The organism is Marinobacter sp. Arc7-DN-1, assembly GCF_003441595.1.
Lineage (GTDB): Bacteria > Pseudomonadota > Gammaproteobacteria > Pseudomonadales > Oleiphilaceae > Marinobacter > Marinobacter metalliresistant.
The window spans coordinates 1,068,076-1,091,461 of the sequence record NZ_CP031848.1; the positions used below are offsets into that span (position 1 = coordinate 1,068,076).

The following is a 23,386-nucleotide window of genomic DNA, read 5'->3' on the forward strand; positions in this document are numbered from 1 at the left end:
GTGGCGCTGAAATAAGCTAACCTGTCAGATACTTAGCTACAAACCGGACCCTGGCGAATGCTGAAGATAAATCGGGACAACCTCAAATCCAGCCACCAGCTCATCTGGTTCATCATCGATTTCCTGATGCTGGGCCTGCTGATTATCAACCTGGCGTTTATCATCTGGGACTCGATCTACAGCTTTGTCGCCATTCAGAATCTGCTGAAAGAGCAGGCACCGGCGATCCAGTCCCTCTACCAGCCGATCCACGAACGATTCATTTTTTACGATCTGATCTTCGTTGCCATCTTCCTGACCGAATTTTTCGTCCGCTGGGGCTACGCCATCAAGGCCAGGATCTATGACCGCTGGTATTTTTACCCCTTTATCCACTGGTACGACCTGGTGGGCTGTATCCCCGTTGGCAGCCTGCGGTTCCTTCGTATTCTGCGGGTGATCTCCATCATCTACCGCCTGCATCAGTACAAGATCATTGATGTTACCAACACCAAAATCTACCGGTTCGTTAACTTCTACTACGAAGCCTTTATGGAAGAACTGTCGGACCGGATCGTACTCAAGGTGCTCAGCGGTGTGCAGCAGGAGGTCAAACGCGGGTCCCCGCTGTTCGAGAAGATACAACTGGACATTCTCTACCCCCGGCGCGACATGCTGTCCGACTGGATTTCCAGGCGGGTTGCCGAGGCGGCCCAGGAGGGGTATGTGCCCAACCGCGGCGCCCTCAGAAGCTATCTGGAGGACAGGGTCGATAATGCCCTTAAACAGAATCTGGAGCTGTCACGGCTGAAATTTCTGCCGGTGGTTGGCCCCACCATCCAGGAAACCCTTGAAGAGGCCGTGGGAGACATCGTTGCCCATGTCATCCACCAGATTCTGGAAGACCTCGCCTCGGCCTCCAATCACGCCTTCATTGAGGACATTGTCAATGTTTTCCTGCCAAACCCCGGTGAGGCACGGGAAGATGAGGCTCAGAACGAAGCTCTGATCAACCTGATTATTGAAGTCATCGATGCCATCAAGGGACAGGTGAAAGTAAAACACTGGCGTGATGAATTGCCCTGAGCAACCGGTATTTGTCCGTTAAATCCACAATAAAGAGAGCACTCATGGATGCACTGCACCTTCAATTGCACTATCAGCCGGCCCATGAACTCCTGGGACAACTGGAGGCCGGGACCCTGACCAGCGAAGCACTGGTTACCGCCTTACTGGACAGAATCCGGGACCAGAACCCTGCCATCAACGCGATTGTGGCGCTGGATGAACACAGCGCACTGGCCAGCGCCCGCGAAGCGGATAAGCAACGCGCGGCAAATACTGTTAAGGGCCCACTGCATGGCTTACCACTTACCCTGAAAGATACCTGGGAAGTGGCAGGCATGGCCTGTACCGCAGGTGCGCCGGCGCTCAGCAACCACAGGCCGGAAACCCACGCTGATGTAGTGCAACGCCTGGAGGACGCCGGGGCGATCATACTGGGCAAGACCAATGTGCCGATCTATGCCACCGACCTGCAGAGCTACAACAAGCTGTTTGGGGTAACCAACAACCCCCACAACCCCGCCCACACACCCGGCGGGTCCTCCGGTGGTGCCGCTGCGGCACTGGCGGCCGGCATGACGCCCCTGGAAGTGGGCAGTGATCTGGCCGGCTCCATCCGCACACCTGCGCATTTCTGCGGAGTGTTCGGCCACAAGCCCACACGCTCGCTGGTTTCCTTCCGCGGCCACATTCCCGGCCCGCCCGGCACCCAGTCCCGACCGGATCTGGTCGAGGGCGGCCCCATGGCCCGCAATGCCCGGGATCTCGAGCTGCTGTTGAAGGTCATTGCCGGGCCCCGGCCCTCGGAGGAGCGCAGCTGGGCCCTGAACATGGCGCCGTCCGGACTGCAGACCCTCGATCAGGCCCGGGTCGGTTTATGGCTGGAGGATCCGCTGTGCCCAGTGGAGCATGAGCTCACCGGGGGTTATCGCACCCTGGGCAAGTCCCTGGCCGACAGGGGCGCCCTGGTGACCGAAGCCAGCCACCCCCTGCTCAGCCTGGAGCATATCCTGCCCGCCTACTTCAACCTGCTGGGCAGCCTGCTCAGCACCTCCCTGAAACCCGCCCAGCGCCGGCAGATGAGATGGATCGCCCGGCTCGAACCCTGGCTGAAGTTTCTCGGACCCATGACCCCGTTTATCGGTGAATACGGGCGAGGTGTGAATCAGCCCGTTTACCAGTGGGTGGCCTGGAGCGAAATGCGTGAGAAAATGCGGGCGGAAATCGAATCCCTGTTCCGGGAGGTGGATGTGTTGCTCACCCCGGTCACACCCACCACCGCCATCCGGCACGACCATAGCCACCCGGTATTCAAGCGGCGCATCACCGTCGCCGGCCAGCCACGGGCCTATATGGACCAGTTCTGCTGGATCGCCTTCGCCACCCTGCTGGGCCTGCCGGCCACTTCGGTACCCATCGGGCGTACCACGGATGGCTTGCCATTCAATGTGCAGGTCATCGGCGCACCGGGGACGGATCTGACCACGATCCGGTTTGCGCGGTTGCTGGAGGAGGCCGGGCTGGCAGGGTTTGTGAAGCCGGAGGGTTTGTGAGAGGGATTCCGGGAATTTCAGAGCTACCGACCCGGGCCGAAGTAAGCCAAGATCATCCGGAAATACAGGAGTAAGTCCGGATGGCCGGAAAAGACTTCCGTAGTTCCGGTAACTCCTGCAAGCGTCGCAGTTTCCGATAAGGTTTGACGAACAGCAGTTGCCTAATAAATGATAGTTTACCTACTTTTTAACCCACTGAAACTTGCTGGGAACAGCGTAAGGATGGAAAGGCATGAGTAGGGAATCCTTGCCGGAAGGCGGGCACCTGGTGTCCCGGGAAAAGTTAACGGAAAAGACGAGCGCAATTCACCGTAATCTTTTTCTGCAGGCGTTGAAATCTCTCCAGTTCGGTTCGTTATCGCTTACATGGCCAGATGGAAAGACGACGCGCCATGAAGGAAAACAAGACGGTGTGCATGCGGAAATGACATTGCTGCAGTGGGATGTCATTGATCGCCTGATCACCCACGGTGACGTGGGATTGGGAGAAGACTACATGGCAGGCAAATGGTCCACACCCGACTTGCTTGCCCTGATGCGCCTCGCCGCAGGCAATATCGTTGTTTTTGAGCGGGTTTTGCATACCAGCGTATGGCTCAGGTTGTGGCATTGGTGCAAGTACCGGTTGTCTTCCAATACACTGAAACGCAGCCGTAAGAACGTTCAGGAGCACTATGATTTAGGCAACGACTTTTATCAGCTCTGGCTGGACAGGAGCATGACTTACTCCTGCGCCCTGTTTGACGGCAATACGTCCCTCCCGCTTTACGAGGCCCAGAAAGCGAAATATGAACGCATCCTTCAGCGACTGGCACCGGAACCGGGAAGCCGCATTCTGGAAATAGGCTGTGGCTGGGGTGGTTTCATGGAAATCGCAGCCACACACGGATGTTATGTGACCGGTGCTACCCTGTCCGGCGAACAGGCGGATTATGCCCGCCAGCGACTCGAATCCGCCGGACTGGCGGAAAATGCCGAGGTTCGTTTACAGGACTACCGGGACCTGTCCGGCCCCTTTGATTACCTGGTATCAATCGGGATGTTTGAGCACGTTGGCGAGTCGTATTGGCCCGCTTACATGAGGGATGTGCACGACTACCTGAGACCGGGCGGCAAGGCAATGATACAGACCATTACCATCGCCGAGGAGCGATTTGAGCGATATCGCTCCGGCAACGACTTTTTGAGGGAACATATTTTCCCCGGTGGTATGCTGCCTTCCAGAGAGCGTTTTGAAGCTGTTGCCGCCAATAGCGGCCTGGTGGTGAACGATGTGTTCGAATTCGGGCAGGATTACGCCATTACGCTGGAAAAATGGCTGGCGAACGTCGACGAACAGATACCGGCGATACGGGCGCTGGGGTACAGCGAGATGTTCGTGCGAAAGTGGCGGTTCTACCTGGCCAGTTGTGCCGGCATGTTTCGCGCCGGAGGTATCAATGTGATGCAGGTGGAGTTAAGCCGGGAGTAGCGACCCGGCTTTTCCGCAGCGACGAGCGTTATTGGCTGCAGGCATGGGAGCCTGCAGCCATGGGAATTATTCTTGACTTCGGGTGCGATCCGCGGTTGCCCCCCAGCGCCATTGGGTAACCTCCGGCATATCCACGCCGTACTCGATAATGTAATGCTGGTGCTCGATCAGCCGGTCGCGCAGCCACTGCTTGAGATAGGCGGCCCGTGACCCCAGTTGCGGAACCCGATCGATGACATCGGCCACCAGGTGGAAACGGTCCATGTCGTTGCGCACCACCATGTCGAACGGCGTGGTGGTGGTGCCTTCCTCCTTGTAGCCACGCACGTGGAGGTTCTTGTGATTGGTGCGCCGGTAGGTCAGGCGATGGACCAGCCACGGATACCCGTGATAGGCGAAGATGATCGGTTTATCGGTCGTGAACAGGGTGTCGAAGTCCTTGTGTGACAGCCCGCTCGGGTGTTCCGCCTGGTCCTGCAGGGTCATGAGATCCACCACGTTGATCACCCGCACCCTGAGCTCGGGCAGGTGGCGGCGCAGGATATCCACCGCCGCCAGGATCTCCAGGGTCGGCACGTCACCGGCACAGGCCATCACCACATCCGGATCGCTGCCCTGGTCGTTACCCGCCCAGCCCCAGATGCCGATACCGGCACTGCAGTGCTTGATGGCTGCGTCCATGTCGAGCCACTGGGGCTGCGGCTGCTTGCCGGCCACGATCACATTAACGAAATTGCGCGAGCGCAGGCAGCTGTCGGTCACCCACAGCAAGGTGTTGGCATCAGGCGGCAGATAGACGCGGATAACGTCGGCCTTCTTGTTCACCACGTGATCGATAAAGCCGGGGTCCTGGTGCGAGAAGCCGTTGTGGTCCTGGCGCCAGACATGCGAGGTCAGCAGATAATTAAGCGAGGCGATGGGACGGCGCCAGGGGATCTCCTTACTGGTAACCTTGAGCCACTTGGCGTGCTGGTTGAACATCGAGTCGATGATGTGGATGAATGCCTCGTAGCAGGAAAACAGCCCGTGCCTGCCGGTCAGCAGATACCCTTCCAGCCAGCCCTGGCAGGTGTGCTCGGAGAGGATCTCCATGACCCGGCCGTCCGGCGCCAGGTGATCGTCTCCCGGCAGCGTCTCGCCCATCCAGGCACGGTTGGTCACCTCGAACAGCGAACCAAGCCGGTTGGAGTTGGTCTCGTCCGGGCCCATAACGCGGAAGTTCCGCGTCTCCGTGTTCAGTTGCATGACATCGCGCAGGTAACCGCCCATGATCCGGGTCGATTCCGCCTGTTCCGTGCCGGGGCCGCTCACCGCGACGGCATATTCACGGAAGTCGGGCAGTTGCAAGTCCCTGAGCAGCAGACCGCCGTTGGCATGCGGGTTGGCGCCCATACGCCGTTCGCCCTGCGGTGCCAGTGCCGCCAACTCCGGTTTCAGGGCCCCGGTCCGGTCGAACAACTCTTCGGGACGGTAACTCTTCATCCAGTGCTCAAGCAGCTCCAGGTGCTCCGGCTTGCTAGCCAGTTCCGCGAAGGGCACCTGGTGCGAACGCCAGGTACCTTCGGTCTTCCGGCCATCGACTTCTTTCGGGCCGGTCCAGCCCTTTGGGGTGCGCAGGATAATCATTGGCCAGCGCGGGCGCACGGCCGTTCCCTTGGTGCGGGCTTCGTTTTGGATCGCCCGGATCTCGCCGATCACCGTGTCCAGGGTCGCCGCCATACGCTGGTGCATCAGTGCGGGCTCGTCGCCCTCGACGAAGTAAGGCCGGTAGCCGTAGCCGATAAACAGGCTCTCCAGCTCCTCGTGGGGAATGCGCGCCAGCACGCTGGGATTGGCGATCTTGTAGCCGTTCAGGTGCAGGATCGGCAGCACCGCGCCGTCCTGCGCGGGGTTGAGAAATTTGTTTGAATGCCAGGCGGTGGCGAGCGGCCCGGTTTCGGCCTCGCCGTCACCGACCACGCAGGCGGCGATGAGATCCGGGTTGTCGAACACCGCACCGAAGGCATGGGACAGGGCGTAACCGAGTTCGCCGCCTTCGTGGATGGAGCCCGGGGTTTCCGGCGCCACGTGGCTCGGCACGCCGCCGGGAAACGAGAACTGCTTAAACAACCGCTGCATGCCGACGGCGTTCTGCGGAATGTTCGGATAAGCCTCACTGTAACTGCCTTCCAGCCAGGTGTTGGCAACCAGACCCGGCCCGCCGTGTCCGGGGCCGGTGATGTAAATGACGCTCAGATCCTGCGCCCTGATCATCCGGTTCAGGTGCACATAAATGAAGTTCAACCCAGGCGTGGTCCCCCAGTGCCCCAGCAAGCGCGCCTTGACGTGCGCCAGGGTCAGCGGCTCGGTGAGCAGGGGGTTGTCGCGCAGGTAGATCTGCCCCACCGAGAGGTAGTTGGCCGCGCGCCAGTAGGCATCCATCCGGCGGAGTTCGTCCGCCGCCAGCGGAGTCGGCCCGGCACTGGCTTGTTCGGTTTGTATGGATTGTTTCAAGATCAGTTCCTCCACAAAGGTCAGGGATAGGAGTGCGTCAGGTCAGGGCCCTACCCGGGCAGGCTCAGGTTTCTGTTGCGGCCGGATGATTTGCAGGCAAGCCCAAACTTCCCAGACCAGGAAAACCGCCAGCGCGATACGCTCCGCCAGCCCCGGCGCGATATCCAGCTGAATGGCGATCACGAACGCCGTCACCGCCGTCGCCGCGATCACCGAGAGCGTCAGCGAGACAGGGCGCTGGCGGCGCCAGACGCGCTGACGGCGAAAGGCCGCCGAAAACACGAACAGCGCGGCGAGTTCCAGTGCAAACGCTAGGCTGGCTGCCCCCCGATGTATTTGCCCGGGCAGGTTCGGTGCCTGACCGGGTGCCTCGATGGGAAACAGCGCCGCCAGCAGAATACCGACCGAAGCCAGTCCGAACAGCAGTACTGCCCAGGTCCGCGGCGGCCCCGGGCGCAGCGCGCCGCGCAGGGCCAGGGTCAGCGCCAGGTTGCCCCAGCCATGCACGAAGGCGCCAACCATGAACAGCCAGCCGAACGGCTGGTTAGCCAGGTCGCTGACATAATCGTACGTCCAGTCGACCCCGCTGCCGGTCAGGTGCAGGGCAATAATTGACGCCCCGAATACCGCAACCCCCGCCAACCCAAGCAGCGCAAGCCGGCGCACCGGCCATGAAAATGTGTATTCCCTGATCATATTCGATTTCATCTCTCCTGCGTGCCTCTTGTGTGCCCGGACGCTGCCCCGGCTCCCCGTCTTCCGGGGCAGCCACACCCGCCCCTCACCGCTGCCACAGGATGTGATCCGCTTCCAGGGGAGTCACCACGCCATCGTGATGCGGTATGAGTCGCGCCGTATAGTCCGTCGCCGGGCGGGCCGCGGGCGCCCCTGCGCGATAGGTGTAGCCACCTTTTCCCTCCGTCAGTTGCCCTACGCGCTGCATCTCCACCCGTTCGGGTGCTCTGCCGTCCGTGCCGTCGGCATACAGCTCAACCCGCACGGCCTCTGGATCAAGCTCATCGAGATACACCTGAACCTCAAAGACGTGTTGCTCGCCCTCAGGCTCGACCTTCGCGTCGCCGAAGCGTATCGCAGCCCATTTGTGGTCCAGCGCGTGCCGCCATTCAACCAGTTCCACGCCGATTCCGCCTTTGCCGGCAGCGCGCTCACGGTACGCAGCGGCGGCCGGGAGGTAGTGTTGCTCGGTGTATTCGCGCACCGTACGGTTGGTGGAAAAGCGCGGCGTCAACCGCGCCATGCTCTCGCGCATCCGGTTCACCCAGGCGGCGGGAATGCCTTGTTCATCACGAGTATAGAACTCGGGGATCACTTCGTGTTCGAGCAGGTCGTAGAGCGCGTCGGCTGCGGCCGCATCCCGGGACGGATCGTCGCCATGTTCCTGGCCGTCCCCCAGTGCCCACCCCACATCCGGAGTGTAGGCTTCCGCCCACCAGCCGTCCAATTCCGACAGATTGATGCCACCATTGACGAGCACCTTCATGCCGCTGGTGCCGCTCGCCTCCCAGGGCCGGCGCGGCGTGTTGAGCCAGACATCCACGCCCTGCACCAGGCGCTCACCCAAGTGCATGTCATAGTCACTGAGGAAGATCACACGGGAGCGTACCTCGGGCCGCCGGATGAAATGCATCCATTGCTGGATCAGGGCCTGGCCTGCCCGGTCCTGCGGATGAGCCTTGCCGGCCATAATGAGCTGTACCGGGCGCTGCGGATCAGTCAGCAGGCGCAGCAGGCGCTCCGGGTCGTGCAGCAGCAGGTTCGGCCGCTTATAGGTGGCGAAGCGGCGGGCAAACCCCAGCGTCAATACACTGGGATCAAACAGCTGTTTCGCTGTATCAGCGGCCTCGGGCGCCTCGCCGGAAGCGGCCAGTTGCCGGGACAGCCGATCATGGACGTATTCAACCAACGCCTTGCTGGCCGCCGTGCGAAATTGCCAGAGACGGGCGTCGGAGAGCGCGCGAATGTGCTGTTCATGGACGTCCGTCGTCCCCAGCCAGCGATCCTTGCCACAGGCCTCCGTCCAAAGATCATCCGCCGCCGCCGAATCCCAGGTCGGCATGTGAACGCCGTTAGTCACGTGTGCGACCGGCACCTCGTCCACCGGCCAGCGCGGAAACAGCGGTGCAAACAGGTGCCGGCTCACCTTGCCATGCAGGCGACTCACGCCATTCACCGCCCCGCTGCCGCGGATCGCCAGATACGCCATATTGAAATCCTCGGCCGGATCGTCCGGATTCCGGCGGCCCAGCGCCAGCAAATCGTGGAGCCTGATGCCGAGCTGGTTGCTCGCGTATCCACCCAGACAGTGTTCGATGAGGCCTGGTGCAAAACGGTCGAAGCCGGCGGCCACCGCCGTGTGGGTGGTGAAGAGATTGCCCGCGCGCGTGGCGGCCAGTGCAACGTCGAAGGGCTGCCCGGTCTGCTGCATGAAATGGCGCGCGCGCTCCAGCACGGCGAGAGCCGCATGCCCTTCGTTCAGGTGACAGACTTCCGGTTCGATGCCGAGCGCGGCGAGCAACCGCCAGCCGCCGATCCCGAGGATCACCTCCTGCATCAGGCGCTGATCCGGCGCGCCCCCGTATAGCTCACTGGTTATTCCCCGGTACGGCGGATAGTTCGCCGCATCATTGCTGTCCAGGAGGTAAAGCTTCACCCGGCCAACCTGGACCTGCCAGGCGCGCAGCCAGATCGGGTGGCCGGGCAGGTCGAGCTGTATCCGCAACCACTCCCCGTTGGAATGGCGTAAGGGCGTGACCGGCAACTGGCCGGGATCGTTATACGGGTAAAGAGCCTGTTGCGCGCCGTCCCGGTCGATCAGCTGGCGAAAATAACCTTGCTGGTAGAGGAGCCCCACGCCGATCACCGGAACCCCCAGATCGCTGGCGGCCTTGAGCTGATCGCCCGCCACGTTACCCAGCCCGCCGGAATAAATGGGCAGCGCCTCGCTCAGCATGAACTCCATGCTGAAATAAGCGGCACAGGTTAAAGGCGGCCGCGGGTAGGCTTGCTGAAACCACGCCGGTGCGCTGGCGGCATCCCGCCTGGTTTGCACCAGGTCCCCGACGTCTTTACGGAACACGGGATCGGCCAGAACGCCCTGGAGCTTCTCCCGCGAAACCGTCTGCAGAACGACCCAGGGGTTATGCGTGGACGCCCAGAGCCCGGGATCCAACTGCCGCCACACCTGATCGGTCGCGTGATTCCACGACGAACGCATATCCAGAGCCAGCTCAGCCAGGGCATCAAATCCCTCGACATCCGTATGCAACAGGCCGTATAGCGGTTGACTGACAGGGGTTTCATTGTTCATGGGGTCTCCTTCCTTATTAAGACCGGGGCCTGCGCCCGTTGGCAGCGCTTGCGCCGCCGCTCACCTGCGCTGCCGCTCAACCAGAGTAACGCTGTCTCTGCCGGGATCAGCTGTGCTCCGGGGGATTAAACCGTGGTTGCGTGGTCTTCATCAGGACCACCACGCCGACGGCTGCCGACAGCAGCGAGCCTGCAATCACACTGAGACGGGCATTGCGAAACGCCTCCGGATCGGGAAAGGCGAGGCCGGCGATGAACAGGCTCATGGTGAAGCCAATGCCGGCGACCAGGGCGACCCCGGCGAGCTGACGCCAGCTCACCGCCTCTGGAAGCCGTGCCACCCCAAGCCGGACCGCGAGCCAGGTGAAGCCCAGGATGCCGAGCGGTTTGCCGGCGAACAGTCCGAGCGCTATCCCCAGCGAGGTCGGAGAGCCCAGCGTGGCTGCGCTCGCCAGCGACAGCACAATACCCGAGTTAAAGAACGCGAATACCGGCACCACGCCAAGCGCCACCCAGGGATTGAGCGCCTGCTCCGTGTCCCGCAGCGGCGAGAAGGAGCGGCCTCCCTGCGTGGCCCGCATGGGAATCGCCAGGCCAATGGCCACCCCAGCGAGCGTCGCATTCACACCGGACTTGAGCACCGTGACCCAGAGAAACACGCCGACAACGACGTAAGCTGCGGTGCGAGTGACCTTGAAGACATTGAGCGCCACCAGGGCCGTAATTCCAAAACCCGCCATCACCAGCGACGGTGTGGAGAGTTGCTCCGTGTAGAACAGCGCGATAACCAAAATCGCGCCCAGGTCGTCGAAGATCGCCACCGCGACCAGGAAAACCTTGAGCGAAGACGGCACGCGCGGACCAAGCAGCACCAGCACGGTCAGCGCCAGCACGGCGTCAGTGGCGGCGGGGATCGCCCAGCCACGCATGGCCTCCGGATCGCCGGCGTTGAACGCAGTGTAGATCAGCGCGGGGACTGCCATGCCGCCCAGGGCGGCGAAACCGGGTGTGGCGATCGCCTTGGGTGTCGCCAGTTGCCCTTCCACCACCTCGCGCTTCAGCTCCAGGGCAATGAGCAGGAAAAAGAACACCATCAGCCCCTCATTGATCCAGAGGATGAGCGGCTTGTCGATGGCAAACTCACCTACGCGCAGGGACACCGGCACGTGGTGGACGATGTCATACCAGGCTCGCACGGGCGAGTTGTCGAGCAATAGCGCCAGCAACATCGCCCCGAGCGTGGTCAGGCCGGCGACAAGCTGCGAGCGCGACAAGGCACCGGAACTCACCGGGGATTCTCCGCGACGCTCGCTGCGTGGACGGGTGCGGACTCAGTCCCCACTTCGCCCGGCACCGAAGTGGCGGTGAAGTCGATTGTAGATCGGGCAGAACACCAGCCCGGCATAGGCGCCATACAGAAAACTCTCAATCAAGCCGAGCAGAAATCCCCACCAGGTCAGCCACTTGAACCCTGGCAGCACCTGCTCAAGAAACGTGTGCATATGCAGGCTTTGGGGCGTCACCAGTCCGTAGATAACGCAGACAATGAAGGTGACCGCTGTGAACAGCCCCAGCGCCCAGGTAACCAGTCTTGTGTTAAGCATGTTCCACCCCCGTCAATGCTGATGGCCCGAGGGCCTGTCCGGCTTGTCCGGTTTGTCTGGCTTATCCGGTTTGTCTGGATTGTCCGGTTTGTCTGGCGCGCCATGTCCGCCGTGCCCGCCCCCACCGTGACCACCATGCCCTCCGTGGCCGAACATGTGCATGCCCACGAACAGGATGCCGATAACCACCCAGAACCAGTTTTCCGCTAACCATTCCATATAACCCTCCTCCGTCTGCGGTTGCACCCGACTGCCATTGTGTGATCTCCGGTGCGGGCACGCATCTCCACCGGTACAAGCAAACCACAGCTACCTGAGTCCAACCTGAATTATTGGAGCGAACCGGATCGGACTTGATATCGATCAAGTCAGGAATGGGGAATTTTCTGCCGGAATCGAGTAGGAGGGGGAGTTACCTCCCCCGTCCTCTCACACCACCGTACGTACGGTTCCGTATACGGCGGTTCATGGCTGGCTCTGAAGCCGAGTCATCGTATCCAACAAGCTTACCAGAGACAGGCGGTTAAAGACCTTCTTGGGGAGTGCGGCATTCATATGCGATGCCCCGCTATTCCACCAAGGCCCGCGCCCGTTTGTCGCGCTTTTCCAAGCCCGTTCCTCCACCAGTCCAAGCCGCATCAGGTTGCGAGCTCGAGTGTGAACTCGCTTCCATTGTCGCCACAGGATCAGGCGGAGTCGTCGCCGTACCCACCCGTCCATCGCCTCTACCGAGCGCTTTGAGTCGGTCAGGCGGTAGTAGTTCGCCCACCCTCGCAGCACTGGATTCAGGTGTTGGATGGTGGTCAGCAGCGATCGCCCCCGTGATCGTCGGAGCAACTGACGCAGGTTGGCCTGATGAGCTTTCAGGCTCTTGGGCGCAATCCTCAGCCGAACCTGTTTGTGCCAGCTTACGCTGTAACCCAGATAGCTCCGGCGCCAAGGCCGATCCACGGCGCTTTTCTCCGTGTTGATCTTCAGGCGCAAGTGCGTTTCCAGATAGTGGGTGAGGCTGGCCATGATCCGGTGCCCGGCTCGCTTGCTACGAACGTAGATATTGCAGTCGTCCGCGTAGCGGCAGAACCGATGGCCCCGGCGCTCCAGCTCCCTGTCCAGTTCGGTCAAAAGAACATTGGAGAGCAGAGGCGAGAGCGGGCCGCCTTGTGGCGTCCCTTCCCGTCTCGGGCTGACCACCCCACCGTCCAGCATGCCGGCTTCCAGATAACGTCGGATCAGGGTCAGTATCCGGCGGTCGGTGATGCGACGAGCCAGCAGGCTCATCAGCACATCGTGGTTGACCCGGTCAAAGAACTGGGCCAGATCCAGATCGACCACCCAACGGTGGCCCTCATTGATGTGCTGCTGCATCGCCTTGACCGCCTGATGGGCACTTCTCCCAGGCCGGAAGCCGTAACTGTGATCCGAGAAGGTCGGTTCCAGCATCGGGCTCAGCACTTGGTGAAGGGCTTGTTGAATCAGGCGATCTTGTACCGTCGGAATACCCAGTACCCGTTCGCCGCCTTGCGGCTTGGGGATACTGACCCGGCGTATGGGCTGAGGATGGTAGCGTCCGGCCAATAAGCGCTCACGCACCGTTGGCCAATGCTGTTGCAGGTGGCCTTTCAGGGCCGTTGTGGGCATCTGATCGACGCCAGCTGCGCCCTTGTTGGACACCACCCGCTGATACGCACGCATCAGGTTCGGGCGCTCAAGCACCTGTTCCATCCGCGCGTTCGGCTCCGCGTTCGTCCACGAATGAGCCTCCGCGTCTGCCTCGACACGGGCACCAGTCTCTGCCGGATTCCGTCCGGCGCCTCCCTGATTGCCCTGACCCATCCGGGCCGCTTCTGTCTTCATAAGCACACCACGAGCACTCATCGCCTACTTGCGGTCAACCATGTTCAGCCCTTCAGTGTGCGGTGACACACCTACTATGGCCTCTGCTGAGTTCTGGCTTCCCATCCCCACCCCTCACGAGGTGAGTAGCACGGTGGCAGAAAACCAGACTTCCCAGGGTAAGACGCGTGACCTTCACACTTATACCCGCCGCATCTACGTTCACACCTTCTGTGCAAGTATCGGGCTTTGACGATATTGGCCGCCTTACCCGGTGTGACCGCCTCGTATGCGATTTCTGTTCGTCAGGTCAGTGTTTTGCCTGCGGCTTCCTTCAGATTCCACCTCGCGATGGACACCCTTGCCGTCCGGCTAGTGGTTCCCCTTACCGGGCCCACAGGGGACTTGCACCCCCAAGTCATCCGGCCAGCACCACCTGTACCGGAACAGCGCCCGTCAAGGCGCTACGCGCCATGCCTGGCGCACCAAAAAAAAGGCAGACCAGTAGCTTACTGATCTGCCTTTCTTCTATATGGTAGCGGGGGCTGGATTCGAACCAACGACCTTCGGGTTATGAGCCCGACGAGCTACCAGACTGCTCCACCCCGCATCAAACTTTTCATCAATTTTTTCTTCAGAGTCCACCTCTCGGTCGGGCTCATAAGCCGAAGGTCGATGACTCCCTTCGGCTTTCTCGGGATTGGGAGCCCGACGAGCTACCAGACTGCTCCACCCCGCATCAAACTTTTCATCAATTTTTTCTTCAGAGTCCGCCTCTTGGTCGGGCTCATAAGCCGAAGGTCGATGACTCCCTTCGGCTTTCTCGGGATTGGGAGCCCGACGAGCTACCAGACTGCTCCACCCCGCATCAAACTGGTTGTTTCTCAGAGAACCCCTGATCAACGTGGCGCGCATGATAAGGGGTGAGCCTGGCACTGTCAAAGGAAAGTTCCGGTTTTTCGGAAACTTACCGCTCCAGAATCGCCGTTACCCCCTGCCCGCCTGCCGTGCAGATGGAGATCAGGCCGCGGCCACTGCCCTTTTCCTCCAGCAACTTGGCCAGGGTCGCAATGATGCGCCCGCCGGTGGCGGCGAACGGATGGCCGGTGGCCAGGCTGCTGCCTTTCACATTGAGTTTGTCCCGGTCGATGCCGCCCACCGGCTTGTCCAGCCCCAGACGGTCCTTGCAGAAGGCGGGATCCTGCCAGGCTTTCAGAGTACACAGCACCTGCGAGGCGAAGGCTTCGTGGATCTCGTAGAAATCGAAATCCTGAAGTGTCAGCCCCGCTTTTTCCAGCATCCGGGGCACGGCGTAAGCTGGCGCCATCAGCAGCCCCTCTTTCTTGTCCACAAAATCCACCGCTGCCACCTCGGAGAACGTCAACCAGGCCTTCACCTCATGGTTATTCTCTTTCGCCCACTCCTCACTGGCCAGCAGCACGCAGGAGGCGCCATCAGTCAGCGCCGTGCTGTTGGCCGCCGTCATGGTGCCGTTGTCCCGGTCAAACACCGGCTTGAGCGTCGCCAGCTTCTCAAGGGTCGTATCCGGCCGCAGAATATTATCCTTCTCCAGCCCCGCCAACGGCGTCAGCAAATCTGTAAAGAACCCCTCTTCATAGGCCTTGGCAAGCTTCTGATGACTCTCCCAGGCCAGCCTGTCCTGATCTTCCCGGGGAATGTCCCACTCCCTGGCCATCACCTGGGCATGCTCCCCCATGGACATGCCGGTGCGAGGCTCGCGGTTCTCCGGAACCTCGGGCTTTAGGTGCGCGGGCCGGAACCGCGCCAGAATCTTCAACCGCTCGCCGGTGGTTTTGGCCCGGTTCAGATCCAGCAGAATCTCCCGAAGCCCCTCGCTTACACCAATCGGCGCATCGGACGTGGTATCGGTACCACCGGCAATACCACATTCGATCTGCCCCAGGGCAATCCTGTTGGCCACCAGAATGGCTGCCTCCAGCCCCGTCCCGCAGGCCAGCTGAATATCATAAGCCGGTGTCTCAGGCGCCAGACCACAGCTCATCGCCGACTCCCGGGTAAGGTTAAAATCCCGGGGATGCTTGATCACCGCCCCTGCCGCCACTTCCCCCAGCCGCTTGCCCTGAAGACTGTACCGATCCACCAGCCCCCGCAGCGCGGACGTCAGCAACTCCTGGTTACTGATCTTGCTATAGGCGGTATTGGACCGGGCAAACGGAACCCGGTTACCACCCAGCACCGCTACGCGGCGAATACCCGAAGGGGCTGTGCTGGACTTTTTTGAAGTAGCGGTTTTCTTGCGTGGAGTTTTCGATGCTTCTGCCATGATCAATCCAATCCTTTTGCGGAAAATTTCATTGCCGGATGGAGCATTGGGGGCTGGCCTCCCAAAACCGTGCGGAGCCATGGATGGCGGAGCCGAGCGTACAAGGACGTATTCACAGCGTGTTTTGGGAGGCCAGCCCCCAATGCTCCCTGCACCCAGGCTGGCAACAAGTGTAGCGACAACGCACAATGCCTCATTGGCACCCCTGACAACACCTTACAGGCATTGAGTCAATCCAAAAACTGTCCGATTCTTTACCCTGTAGACGATCCGCATCCAGAGAACCGATTGCAACCACAAGGAAGCCCCCATGTCCGACCTCTATCTTAGACTAGTAAACACCCCCGTCGGTAAAACCGCCGCACAATCCCTTGGTCTCCCCGCGCCCGCGCCACTGAAGCGCCTGAAGCGCACCGACCAGCCGTTTATCGAAGGCGAGGTGCTCATCGGCGCCGCCAACGGCGGAAAAGCCATTGCCACTTTAGGCAGTATTCTCGGCGCCAGCGCGGCCACCCTTCATCACGCCAGCGAAAGCAATCGCCTGGCGGACTCATCGAAAGCCGGCAACAAAGCCCGGCCGCTGGACCTGGGCTCCGACATCAACCAGCGGTTTTCGGCCCTGGTGTTTGACGCCACCGGCCTGAAAGGTCCGGCCGACCTACGGGCCCTGTACGACTTCTTCCACCCCACCATCAAAAAACTGGGCAGCAACGCCCGCGTTCTGGTAATCGGCCAGAATCCCGCCAATTGCCGCAAGGCGCCGCAGGCCGCCGCGCAACGGGCACTCGAAGGTTTTGTCCGCAGTGTCGGCAAGGAAATCGGAAACAAAGGCTCCACCGCCAACCTGCTATGGATAGCCCCGGGGGCCGAAAAGCAGCTGGATTCCAGTGTGCGCTTCTTCCTGTCTCCCCGCTCGGCTTACGTATCCGGACAGATCGTAAAAATCGGCAAGAGCGATGCCGCACCGGCAACCAACCCCGTTGCACCGCTGACCGGCAAAGTTGCGCTGGTCACCGGCGCATCCCGGGGTATTGGCGCCGCCATCGCCGAAACCCTGGCCCGGGACGGCGCCACCGTGATCGGGCTGGATATCCCTCCGGCCAGGGAGGAGCTGGAGACAGTTACCGGCGCCATCAACGGCAGGGCCCTGGCCTGTGACATTACCGACGGCAAAGCCCCGAAGCTGATCGCTGATTTTCTTGAAGAACATTTCGGGCGCATTGATCTGGTCATCCACAATGCAGGCATCACCCGCGACAAAACCCTCGGCAATATGCCCGAACATTTCTGGGACATGACCATCGCAGTGAACCTGACTGCGGAAGAGCTGATTGACGAGGAATTGATGCACCGGGAGCTACTGAAGGAGAACGGGCGCATTGTCTGCATCTCCTCCATCAGCGGCATTGCCGGTAATTTCGGGCAGACCAACTACGCCACCGCCAAGTGCGGGGTCATCGGTTACGTGGAAGCCATGGCCCGGCAGGTGAAAAATGGCATCACCATCAACGCCGTCGCCCCCGGGTTTATCGAAACCCGGATGACCGCCGCCATGCCCATCACCATCCGCGAGGCCGGGCGCCGCATGAACAGCCTGTCTCAGGGTGGTCAACCGGTCGATGTTGCCGAAACCATCGCCTGGTACTGCAGCCCTGCGTCGAACGGCGTGAATGGCAATGTGGTGCGGGTTTGCGGGCAGTCGCTGATCGGCAAGTGAACCTGGGTTCATGAACCGGGAGTCATGAACCTGGGGTCATTAACCTGGGGTCAGATGAAAGCTTTCATCTGACCCCGATTTCACCGATTCCACATCTGACCCCGGTTTCAGCACGAAAAAAGGGCCGGTCCTTGCGGACCGGCCCTTTTCGGAATTCTGGTGGGTGGTACTGGGATCGAACCAGTGACCCTCGCCTTGTAAGGGCGATGCTCTCCCAGCTGAGCTAACCACCCGGGAAAATGGCGGAGCGGACGGGACTCGAACCCGCGACCCCCGGCGTGACAGGCCGGTATTCTAACCAACTGAACTACCGCTCCGCATCAGTCCCGGCCCGTGGGCCTGAACCTGAAACCGGATGGGGGGATCCGGTGATGCATTTGAAAGTGGTGGGTGGTACTGGGATCGAACCAGTGACCCTCGCCTTGTAAGGGCGATGCTCTCCCAGCTGAGCTAACCACCCACTTTCAAGCCTTTCTCTCAAACCTGACAAAGGCGTACAAACAAACCTGACAAAGGCGTAAAACCTTCCAAAGGCGCTCACTTGCTGGCCAGCGACGCTGTCTCAATCAAGTGAGAGGCGCATTTTAAGCATTTGGCTGGCGGTGTCAAATATTTTCCGGAAATTTTCCGGGAAAACCTGCAAGCCTCTAAAAAAAGGACAGTTTTTGAGCAATCCTACTTTTTGCCGGAGGCCCTGCCGGCGGTCCGGACCAACCTCATTTCCGGACGATTCTGGCCCGCCTGCTTGGCCTTTTCCTGCAGAGACAACTCACTCACACGGCTGCGCCTGTCTTCCGGAACCGCGCGATTCGCCAGGGAGCAATTCAGATCGTCCAGACGTTTCCGCAGATCACCCCAAGTTTCCAGCAGTTGCGGAACAACATCATCCGTCAGTTTTTCCAAACGATGGCGTAGAGAATCCTTGAGCGACATTGTTTTCACTTCCCGAGCGTTTCAACTGCAGACAGTGTAGTCAGCCCTCAGAAAATCCACCAGCGACCACCGGATTCCGCTTCCTCACGGCGCTCGCGCTCCAGTTCCAGCTCCGCGTATTCGGCTTCCAGCTTCTCGATCTTGCGATCCGCTTCCAAAGGAACCGTGGGACCACCGCCAAAGGGCCAGAACCATGAGGCAGATTCGTACTTGCCCTCCTGCTTCAGACGCTCGGTTTCAAGCTCACGCTCTTCCTCGAGCAGCACCAGCCGACGCTCATAATCCATATCCTCATTAACTTCGACAATAGACGTAGCTGCGTGATTTGGCGCCAGCAGATCGCTGTTCAGAAAACGGGTTGAGACAATCTCCTCCGCCTGCATTGCATAATCCCGGGTCACCAGCTGCAGGTCGCCCCGAGCCAGCGGATGATCCGGATCCAGATCCGGATGCCGCTGACCTGGCTCCGTGAGCTCGTTGTACCGCAGGTAATAGATCTGGCCCGGCTCAACCTCCAGCGTGGCGTCCGCAATCAGGCTCAGACTGAAGGAGTTCATCCCCTCCAGCCCTAGCAACGGCCGGCGCATGGCAATGTGACGTTCCCCCGGGCTGACCTCCAGCCAGGTATAACTGTCGTTGCGGATATTGAAGTAGTGCGTGTCGTCGATGTAGACACTGGGGGCCTCAATCTCGTCCGCCGCCCACTGGGAATGGGTCCGGTAGAAGTACAGCACCGCATTCCGGCGGTCCCAGCGGTCGTTATCAATATGCACGAAGTCATGGCCGGAGACCGGATGCAGGAACGAGCCCACGCTCTTGCCGATGGACTGGTAAACCGTACAACCCGACATCACCAGCAACAGAGACAACACAGCCAGCGGCCGGAGAACAGACAAAGCAGAGGGCACCCGGGTTTTCATTGTTGTTAACTCTTCATCCTGATTGCGAGTTGCCTGATCATAACAACTGCAAAACAGCAGAAATGAGAGCTACCGCAAGGGATGACTACAAACCGTTACAAAACCCGAAATACCACCGTTTAATGAACCGAAAACCTCAGACTACTGCCGGCTCACCTGAGTCCGAAGCTGGTTCAACTCCTCGGAAAGCCTTACCAGACGGGAAGTCAGCTGCGAGCGGGAGGCATCAATGGACTCCACCGTCCTTTTCAGGCTTGCGAGCTCATTCCGAAGCGCCTGAACCCGGCCGCCATCGGAAAGCGCCTCGGTCTTCCGCTCGAGGGCCGCAACCCGCCCTTCCATACCGCTGATCCCCAGTTTCTGCTCCTGCTCAAACCGCCGGATACGGCTCTCAATCACCTGATCCACATCCGCCAGTTGCTGGCTGAGTTTGGTAAGCTGATTCGTCGCCTGCCGGTTTGCGTCCTGCAGGGCCGTTATCGACGTCTCCGTCTGTTGCTTCACGGCCGCAATATCTGCCGAAAGCGACGTCCGGACCTTCTCGGCTGAAGCCTCCAGCGCACCAACGGCCTTCTTGCTTTCAGCAAGGCCGGACTCAACTGCGGCAATCCGCTCCTGATGCTCGTCCAGGCGCTTCTTGTTGCGCTCATTGGCAATGGCCCAAAGTTTCCTGATCTCACTGTCCGCCGTATCCAGCCGCTTCTTCTGCGCAGCAATCTGATCCGCCAGCGACGCACCACGCTCCTGAAGAGTCTCCCCGGTCTCGGAAAGATCCCCCTCAAACCGCGCCAACGCCAGCTTGCTCTGCCGCGCCCAGTAGTCCGCCTCCTCCAACTGGCTCTCCAAAGCCTGAACCCTCTGGTTCTGCGAATACCAGCCAGCACCCGCTGCCACGGCCACCGCAATCACCAGCAACCAGAGCATCGCCACACTCCCACGGCCATTGCCGCCGCTACCGCCCTTGCCGCTTTTACCCCCGACAGCCGGCCTCTCACGCCGCGGCGGCTCCCCCTTTCCGGCGGAAAATGGCTTGGGCTTTTTCTCAGCCGCTGCCCTGGGCCCGGCACTACCAATCGGTCGTTCGGCTCTCAGCTCATCATCACCTGGACGGATGGGTTCCATTACAGCTCCTGACTATAGGCGGTTTAAACAAATGGACGGTTTAAACAATAAGGACCGATAATACCTGTACTTATAAGCAGGGTGAAATGAAGGCTTGTTACAGGAACACCGCACAGAGCCCTGGGGCGGGGTTGGGGTTCCTTTTCCAGAAATGTCGGAGGCCAAGGATGGCCGGAGTCAAGCGCACAGGGATGTGCTCGTAGCGGTTTCTGGAAAAGGAACCCCAACCCCGCCATGCTCCGGGCTTTGTTGCATGGCAGGTAGGCAAAACATACAATGGCCGGCTTTCCAATTATCACAGGACTGTTGCATATGCAGCCGCTTGTAGGACTCATCATGGGCTCCAAATCCGACTGGCCCACCATGGAACACGCCGCCAACATGCTCGAAAAACTTGGCGTACCCTATGAAACCAAAGTCGTCTCGGCCCACCGCACCCCGGATCTGCTGTTTGACTACGCCAAAACCGCCGCGGACCGCGGCCTGAAAGTCATCATTGCCGGTGCCGGCGGCGCAGCGCACCTGCCGGGCATGATTGCCTCGCAAACCGCCCTGCCGGTCCTGGGCGTGCCTGTTCAGTCCAAAACCCTGAATGGCCTCGATTCCCTGCTGTCCATCGTCCAGATGCCCGGCGGCATCGCCGTTGGCACACTGGCCATCGGCAAAGCCGGGGCCACCAACGCTGGCCTGCTGGCAGCACAGATTATCGGCACGTCCGACGACAATGTCCGCAAAGCCGTAGAAGAATTTCGCTCTACTCAAACACAGACGATACTGGACAATCCTGACCCTCAGGATCAGTAATCAGAACTGGGTGCCAGGCCCCGGAGCCAAACTCCGGAGAAAGGAGCCTTCGGGAGATGCCCTTCCAAAACACGCTACAAGCACGTCCATGTGCGCTTGTTTCGGGCCATCCATGGCCCTCTACAGTTTTGGAAGGGCATCTCCCGAAGGCTCCCCCAGCTTTGGGTGGTTCATCATAAATGGCACCATGGTCAAACAAACTAAGCCACGCGTTGACTCCCAAGCCTGCTGAGCGGGGTGGAAACCCTTTTCCAAAACTGTGCGGAGCCATGGATGGCGGAGCCCAAGCGTCACATGGACGTGCCGCAAGGAGCGTGTTTTGGAAAAGGGTTTCCACCCCGCTCACACTCCAAAAGTCAGACGCTAAACGCCGAACACAAGGCAGGAGAACACAAATGAGAATTGGTGTACTGGGCGCCGGCCAACTGGGAAGAATGCTGGCACTGGCCGGATACCCACTGGCCAAGACCTTTGTTTTCTATGACATGTCCGGCAGCCCCAGTGCCGGGCTCGGTGAAGTCATTATCGACCGCGACGGCGAATACCTGGATGACTTCCTCTCCCGGGTTGACCGGGTTACCTACGAATTTGAACACCTGCCGGTAGACGTGGCCGAGAAAATTGCCGCCCACAAACCCGTGCACCCCTGCCCCAGGGCCCTCCGGGTTTGCCAGAACCGCGAAGCGGAGAAAACCCTGTTTGGCCAGCTGGGCATTCCGACGCCGGAGTGGAAAATTGCCGACAGCGCCACCTCCCTGAAAGCCGCCGCGGAAGAACTTGGTTGCCCGGTAGTGGCAAAGTCCAATACCGAAGGCTATGACGGCAAGGGCCAGGCAGTCCTGAAAAGTCCGGAGGATGCCGATGCGGCCTGGGATTCCATCGGCCATCCGCGCCTGATCGTGGAAAAGTTTGTCGACTTCCACCGGGAAGTATCGATGATCGCGGTAAGAGCCGAAGACGGTGAACTGGCCTTCTACCCGATCACCGAGAATACCCACCACGAGGGCATCCTGCGCTACTCGATTGCGCCAGCCCCGAGGCTTGAGAAGCATATCCAGGAAGATGCCGAGCGTTACATCAGGGCGCTACTGAACGAATTGGATTATGTTGGCGTACTCACCCTTGAGCTGTTCGAGACTGCCAATGGCCTGGTAGCCAACGAGATGGCCCCGAGGGTCCACAACTCCGGGCACTGGACCATCGAAGGCGCAATGACCAGCCAGTTCGAGAACCACATCCGCGCGATAAGCGGCCACCCCCTTGGGAATGTCGCGCCCCGTGGCGTAAGCTGCATGATCAACATCATCGGCGAGCATGGCGACATTGAGCGCATCCTCGAACTGCCCTATGCCCACGTTCACCTCTATAATAAAGGCGAACGGCCGGGCCGGAAGCTGGGCCACGTGAACATTCTTGCAGACAGCTACGAAGAGCTGGTGTGGCGGGTAAAGAACTGCGCGCAGTTCCTGCCCGGCAGCCCGGAGTTTAAAAGTTCTTTAACGACAAAGGGTTGATCTGACTCAAATCGACCTTATATTTAATTTACGTACATCCACATAAACAGAGAGACAGGGAGAACGACCTCATGGCATTTGAACTTCCCGCACTGCCTTATGAAAAAAACGCACTGGAACCGCACATCTCTGAGGAAACCCTTGAGTACCATTACGGCAAGCACCACAACACTTACGTCACCAAGCTGAATGGCCTGGTAGAAGGTACCGACAACGCCAACAAGTCTCTTGAAGACATCATCAAGAGCGCCAGCGGCCCGCTGTTCAACAACGCGGCGCAGGTTTGGAACCACACTTTCTACTGGCACTGCCTGAGCCCGAACGGTGGCGGTGAGCCGACCGGCGCTGCCAGGGAAGCCATCGAAAAAGCCTTTGGTTCTTTCGAAGACTTCAAGAAAGAGTTCAACGACAAGGCCGCCAACAACTTCGGCTCCGGCTGGACCTGGCTGGTGAAGAAAGCTGACGGCAGCGTTGCGATTGCCAACACCAGCAACGCGGAAACCCCGCTGACCGGTGCCGACAAGCCGGTGCTGACTGTCGACGTGTGGGAGCATGCGTACTACATCGACTATCGCAACTCCCGCCCGAATTACCTGGAAGCTTTCTGGAACCTGGTCAACTGGGATTTCGTGAACGAAAACCTGGCCTGATCGAAGCCAGACTTCCAAGTGTAGCCGTAAAAAGCGGCAGCACACGAACGCCCGCCCTGCGCGGGCGTTCGTGTATCTGTCACCCAGAAACAATTA

Annotated in this window: 18 protein-coding genes and 4 tRNA genes; 7 read left to right on the plus strand and 15 right to left on the minus strand. The window is 60.1% G+C overall.

Features of this window, described 5'->3' with window-relative positions; genetic code table 11:
• Positions 1 to 57: 57 nt before the first annotated feature.
• The 3 genes from D0851_RS04965 (at position 58) to D0851_RS04975 (ending at position 4,068) form a co-directional block, all read left to right on the plus strand.
• A complete protein-coding gene (locus D0851_RS04965) occupies positions 58 to 1,065 on the plus strand; it encodes a hypothetical protein (protein WP_117617632.1) in 1,008 nt (335 codons plus the stop codon).
• Between the two features lie 44 nt (positions 1,066 to 1,109).
• A complete protein-coding gene (locus D0851_RS04970; RefSeq protein WP_117617633.1) occupies positions 1,110 to 2,597 on the plus strand; it encodes an amidase family protein in 1,488 nt (495 codons plus the stop codon).
• A 232-nt stretch (positions 2,598 to 2,829) separates the two neighbouring features.
• Positions 2,830 to 4,068, plus strand: coding sequence for an SAM-dependent methyltransferase (locus D0851_RS04975; protein WP_117617634.1), 1,239 nt, complete (start codon positions 2,830 to 2,832; stop codon positions 4,066 to 4,068).
• A gap of 66 nt (positions 4,069 to 4,134) precedes the next feature.
• On the opposite strand, the gene D0851_RS04980 is transcribed toward D0851_RS04975, so the two are convergent.
• From D0851_RS04980 to D0851_RS05025, 9 genes are all read right to left on the minus strand, one after another.
• The gene (locus D0851_RS04980) at positions 4,135 to 6,561 is read right to left on the minus strand and encodes a phosphoketolase (RefSeq protein ID WP_117620286.1); all 2,427 of its coding nucleotides are present in this window, start codon (positions 6,559 to 6,561) and stop codon (positions 4,135 to 4,137) included.
• A 42-nt stretch (positions 6,562 to 6,603) separates the two neighbouring features.
• A complete protein-coding gene (locus D0851_RS04985; RefSeq protein ID WP_117617635.1) occupies positions 6,604 to 7,269 on the minus strand; it encodes a DUF998 domain-containing protein in 666 nt (221 codons plus the stop codon).
• A gap of 73 nt (positions 7,270 to 7,342) precedes the next feature.
• Entirely contained in the window at positions 7,343 to 9,889 is a 2,547-nt protein-coding gene (gene glgP, locus D0851_RS04990; protein ID WP_117617636.1) for an alpha-glucan family phosphorylase, read from the minus strand.
• 106 nt (positions 9,890 to 9,995) lie between these two features.
• Complete coding sequence (nhaA, locus tag D0851_RS04995; RefSeq protein ID WP_227539449.1) at positions 9,996 to 11,177, minus strand: Na+/H+ antiporter NhaA; 1,182 nt, start codon at positions 11,175 to 11,177, stop codon at positions 9,996 to 9,998.
• Positions 11,178 to 11,219: 42 nt separating this feature from the next.
• On the minus strand, positions 11,220 to 11,492 hold the full coding sequence (locus D0851_RS05000) for a DUF5676 family membrane protein (RefSeq protein WP_117617637.1): 273 nt from the start codon (positions 11,490 to 11,492) through the stop codon (positions 11,220 to 11,222).
• Between the two features lie 12 nt (positions 11,493 to 11,504).
• Positions 11,505 to 11,711 carry a DUF2933 domain-containing protein gene (locus D0851_RS05005; RefSeq protein WP_117617638.1) on the minus strand — a complete coding sequence of 69 codons (207 nt, stop codon included), beginning with the start codon at positions 11,709 to 11,711 and terminating at the stop codon, positions 11,505 to 11,507.
• A 246-nt stretch (positions 11,712 to 11,957) separates the two neighbouring features.
• Positions 11,958 to 13,346 carry a group II intron reverse transcriptase/maturase gene (gene ltrA / locus D0851_RS05010; RefSeq protein ID WP_117620288.1) on the minus strand — a complete coding sequence of 463 codons (1,389 nt, stop codon included), beginning with the start codon at positions 13,344 to 13,346 and terminating at the stop codon, positions 11,958 to 11,960.
• Between the two features lie 512 nt (positions 13,347 to 13,858).
• Positions 13,859 to 13,935, minus strand: a tRNA-Met gene (locus D0851_RS05015).
• Between the two features lie 357 nt (positions 13,936 to 14,292).
• Positions 14,293 to 15,630: an acetyl-CoA C-acetyltransferase gene (locus D0851_RS05025; protein WP_227539450.1), complete on the minus strand. Its 1,338-nt coding sequence runs from the start codon at positions 15,628 to 15,630 to the stop codon at positions 14,293 to 14,295.
• 310 nt (positions 15,631 to 15,940) lie between these two features.
• Between D0851_RS05025 and D0851_RS05030 the strand changes: the two genes are divergently transcribed.
• A complete protein-coding gene (locus D0851_RS05030; RefSeq protein WP_117617640.1) occupies positions 15,941 to 17,347 on the plus strand; it encodes a 3-oxoacyl-ACP reductase in 1,407 nt (468 codons plus the stop codon).
• 157 nt (positions 17,348 to 17,504) lie between these two features.
• Here the strand turns inward: D0851_RS05030 and D0851_RS05035 are convergent.
• The 6 genes from D0851_RS05035 to D0851_RS05060 form a co-directional block, all read right to left on the minus strand.
• Positions 17,505 to 17,580 (minus strand) — tRNA-Val (locus D0851_RS05035).
• A gap of 7 nt (positions 17,581 to 17,587) precedes the next feature.
• Positions 17,588 to 17,664, minus strand: a tRNA-Asp gene (locus tag D0851_RS05040).
• A 67-nt stretch (positions 17,665 to 17,731) separates the two neighbouring features.
• Positions 17,732 to 17,807: transfer RNA gene (locus tag D0851_RS05045), tRNA-Val, on the minus strand.
• A gap of 215 nt (positions 17,808 to 18,022) precedes the next feature.
• Positions 18,023 to 18,280, minus strand: coding sequence for a hypothetical protein (locus tag D0851_RS05050; protein ID WP_117617641.1), 258 nt, complete (start codon positions 18,278 to 18,280; stop codon positions 18,023 to 18,025).
• A gap of 47 nt (positions 18,281 to 18,327) precedes the next feature.
• Positions 18,328 to 19,200: a DUF2846 domain-containing protein gene (locus D0851_RS05055; protein ID WP_117617642.1), complete on the minus strand. Its 873-nt coding sequence runs from the start codon at positions 19,198 to 19,200 to the stop codon at positions 18,328 to 18,330.
• Between the two features lie 141 nt (positions 19,201 to 19,341).
• Entirely contained in the window at positions 19,342 to 20,322 is a 981-nt protein-coding gene (locus D0851_RS05060; protein ID WP_117617643.1) for a hypothetical protein, read from the minus strand.
• A gap of 312 nt (positions 20,323 to 20,634) precedes the next feature.
• Between D0851_RS05060 and purE the strand changes: the two genes are divergently transcribed.
• From purE to sodB, 3 genes are all read left to right on the plus strand, one after another.
• Complete coding sequence (gene purE, locus D0851_RS05065; RefSeq protein WP_117617644.1) at positions 20,635 to 21,126, plus strand: 5-(carboxyamino)imidazole ribonucleotide mutase; 492 nt, start codon at positions 20,635 to 20,637, stop codon at positions 21,124 to 21,126.
• Between the two features lie 395 nt (positions 21,127 to 21,521).
• On the plus strand, positions 21,522 to 22,640 hold the full coding sequence (locus D0851_RS05070; RefSeq protein ID WP_117617645.1) for a 5-(carboxyamino)imidazole ribonucleotide synthase: 1,119 nt from the start codon (positions 21,522 to 21,524) through the stop codon (positions 22,638 to 22,640).
• A 71-nt stretch (positions 22,641 to 22,711) separates the two neighbouring features.
• On the plus strand, positions 22,712 to 23,290 hold the full coding sequence (gene sodB, locus D0851_RS05075; RefSeq protein WP_117617646.1) for a superoxide dismutase [Fe]: 579 nt from the start codon (positions 22,712 to 22,714) through the stop codon (positions 23,288 to 23,290).
• Positions 23,291 to 23,386 lie beyond the last annotated feature (96 nt).

What these genes read in the sequence shown, in the direction of transcription:
- D0851_RS05030 (WP_117617640.1), top strand. Translation starts at nt 15,941, where the DNA reads ATGTCCGACCTCTATCTTAGACTAGTAAACACCCCCGTCGGTAAAACC.
- purE (WP_117617644.1), top strand. Translation starts at nt 20,635, where the DNA reads ATGCAGCCGCTTGTAGGACTCATCATGGGCTCCAAATCCGACTGGCCC.
- D0851_RS05070 (WP_117617645.1), top strand. Translation starts at nt 21,522, where the DNA reads ATGAGAATTGGTGTACTGGGCGCCGGCCAACTGGGAAGAATGCTGGCA.
- ltrA (WP_117620288.1), bottom strand. Translation starts at nt 13,346, where the DNA reads ATGAAGACAGAAGCGGCCCGGATGGGTCAGGGCAATCAGGGAGGCGCC.
- D0851_RS05000 (WP_117617637.1), bottom strand. Translation starts at nt 11,492, where the DNA reads ATGCTTAACACAAGACTGGTTACCTGGGCGCTGGGGCTGTTCACAGCG.
- D0851_RS04970 (WP_117617633.1), top strand. Translation starts at nt 1,110, where the DNA reads ATGGATGCACTGCACCTTCAATTGCACTATCAGCCGGCCCATGAACTC.
- D0851_RS05005 (WP_117617638.1), bottom strand. Translation starts at nt 11,711, where the DNA reads ATGGAATGGTTAGCGGAAAACTGGTTCTGGGTGGTTATCGGCATCCTG.
- glgP (WP_117617636.1), bottom strand. Translation starts at nt 9,889, where the DNA reads ATGAACAATGAAACCCCTGTCAGTCAACCGCTATACGGCCTGTTGCAT.
- sodB (WP_117617646.1), top strand. Translation starts at nt 22,712, where the DNA reads ATGGCATTTGAACTTCCCGCACTGCCTTATGAAAAAAACGCACTGGAA.
- D0851_RS05025 (WP_227539450.1), bottom strand. Translation starts at nt 15,630, where the DNA reads ATGGCAGAAGCATCGAAAACTCCACGCAAGAAAACCGCTACTTCAAAA.
- D0851_RS05055 (WP_117617642.1), bottom strand. Translation starts at nt 19,200, where the DNA reads ATGAAAACCCGGGTGCCCTCTGCTTTGTCTGTTCTCCGGCCGCTGGCT.
- D0851_RS04985 (WP_117617635.1), bottom strand. Translation starts at nt 7,269, where the DNA reads ATGAAATCGAATATGATCAGGGAATACACATTTTCATGGCCGGTGCGC.
- D0851_RS05060 (WP_117617643.1), bottom strand. Translation starts at nt 20,322, where the DNA reads ATGGAACCCATCCGTCCAGGTGATGATGAGCTGAGAGCCGAACGACCG.
- D0851_RS04975 (WP_117617634.1), top strand. Translation starts at nt 2,830, where the DNA reads ATGAGTAGGGAATCCTTGCCGGAAGGCGGGCACCTGGTGTCCCGGGAA.
- D0851_RS04965 (WP_117617632.1), top strand. Translation starts at nt 58, where the DNA reads ATGCTGAAGATAAATCGGGACAACCTCAAATCCAGCCACCAGCTCATC.
- D0851_RS05050 (WP_117617641.1), bottom strand. Translation starts at nt 18,280, where the DNA reads ATGTCGCTCAAGGATTCTCTACGCCATCGTTTGGAAAAACTGACGGAT.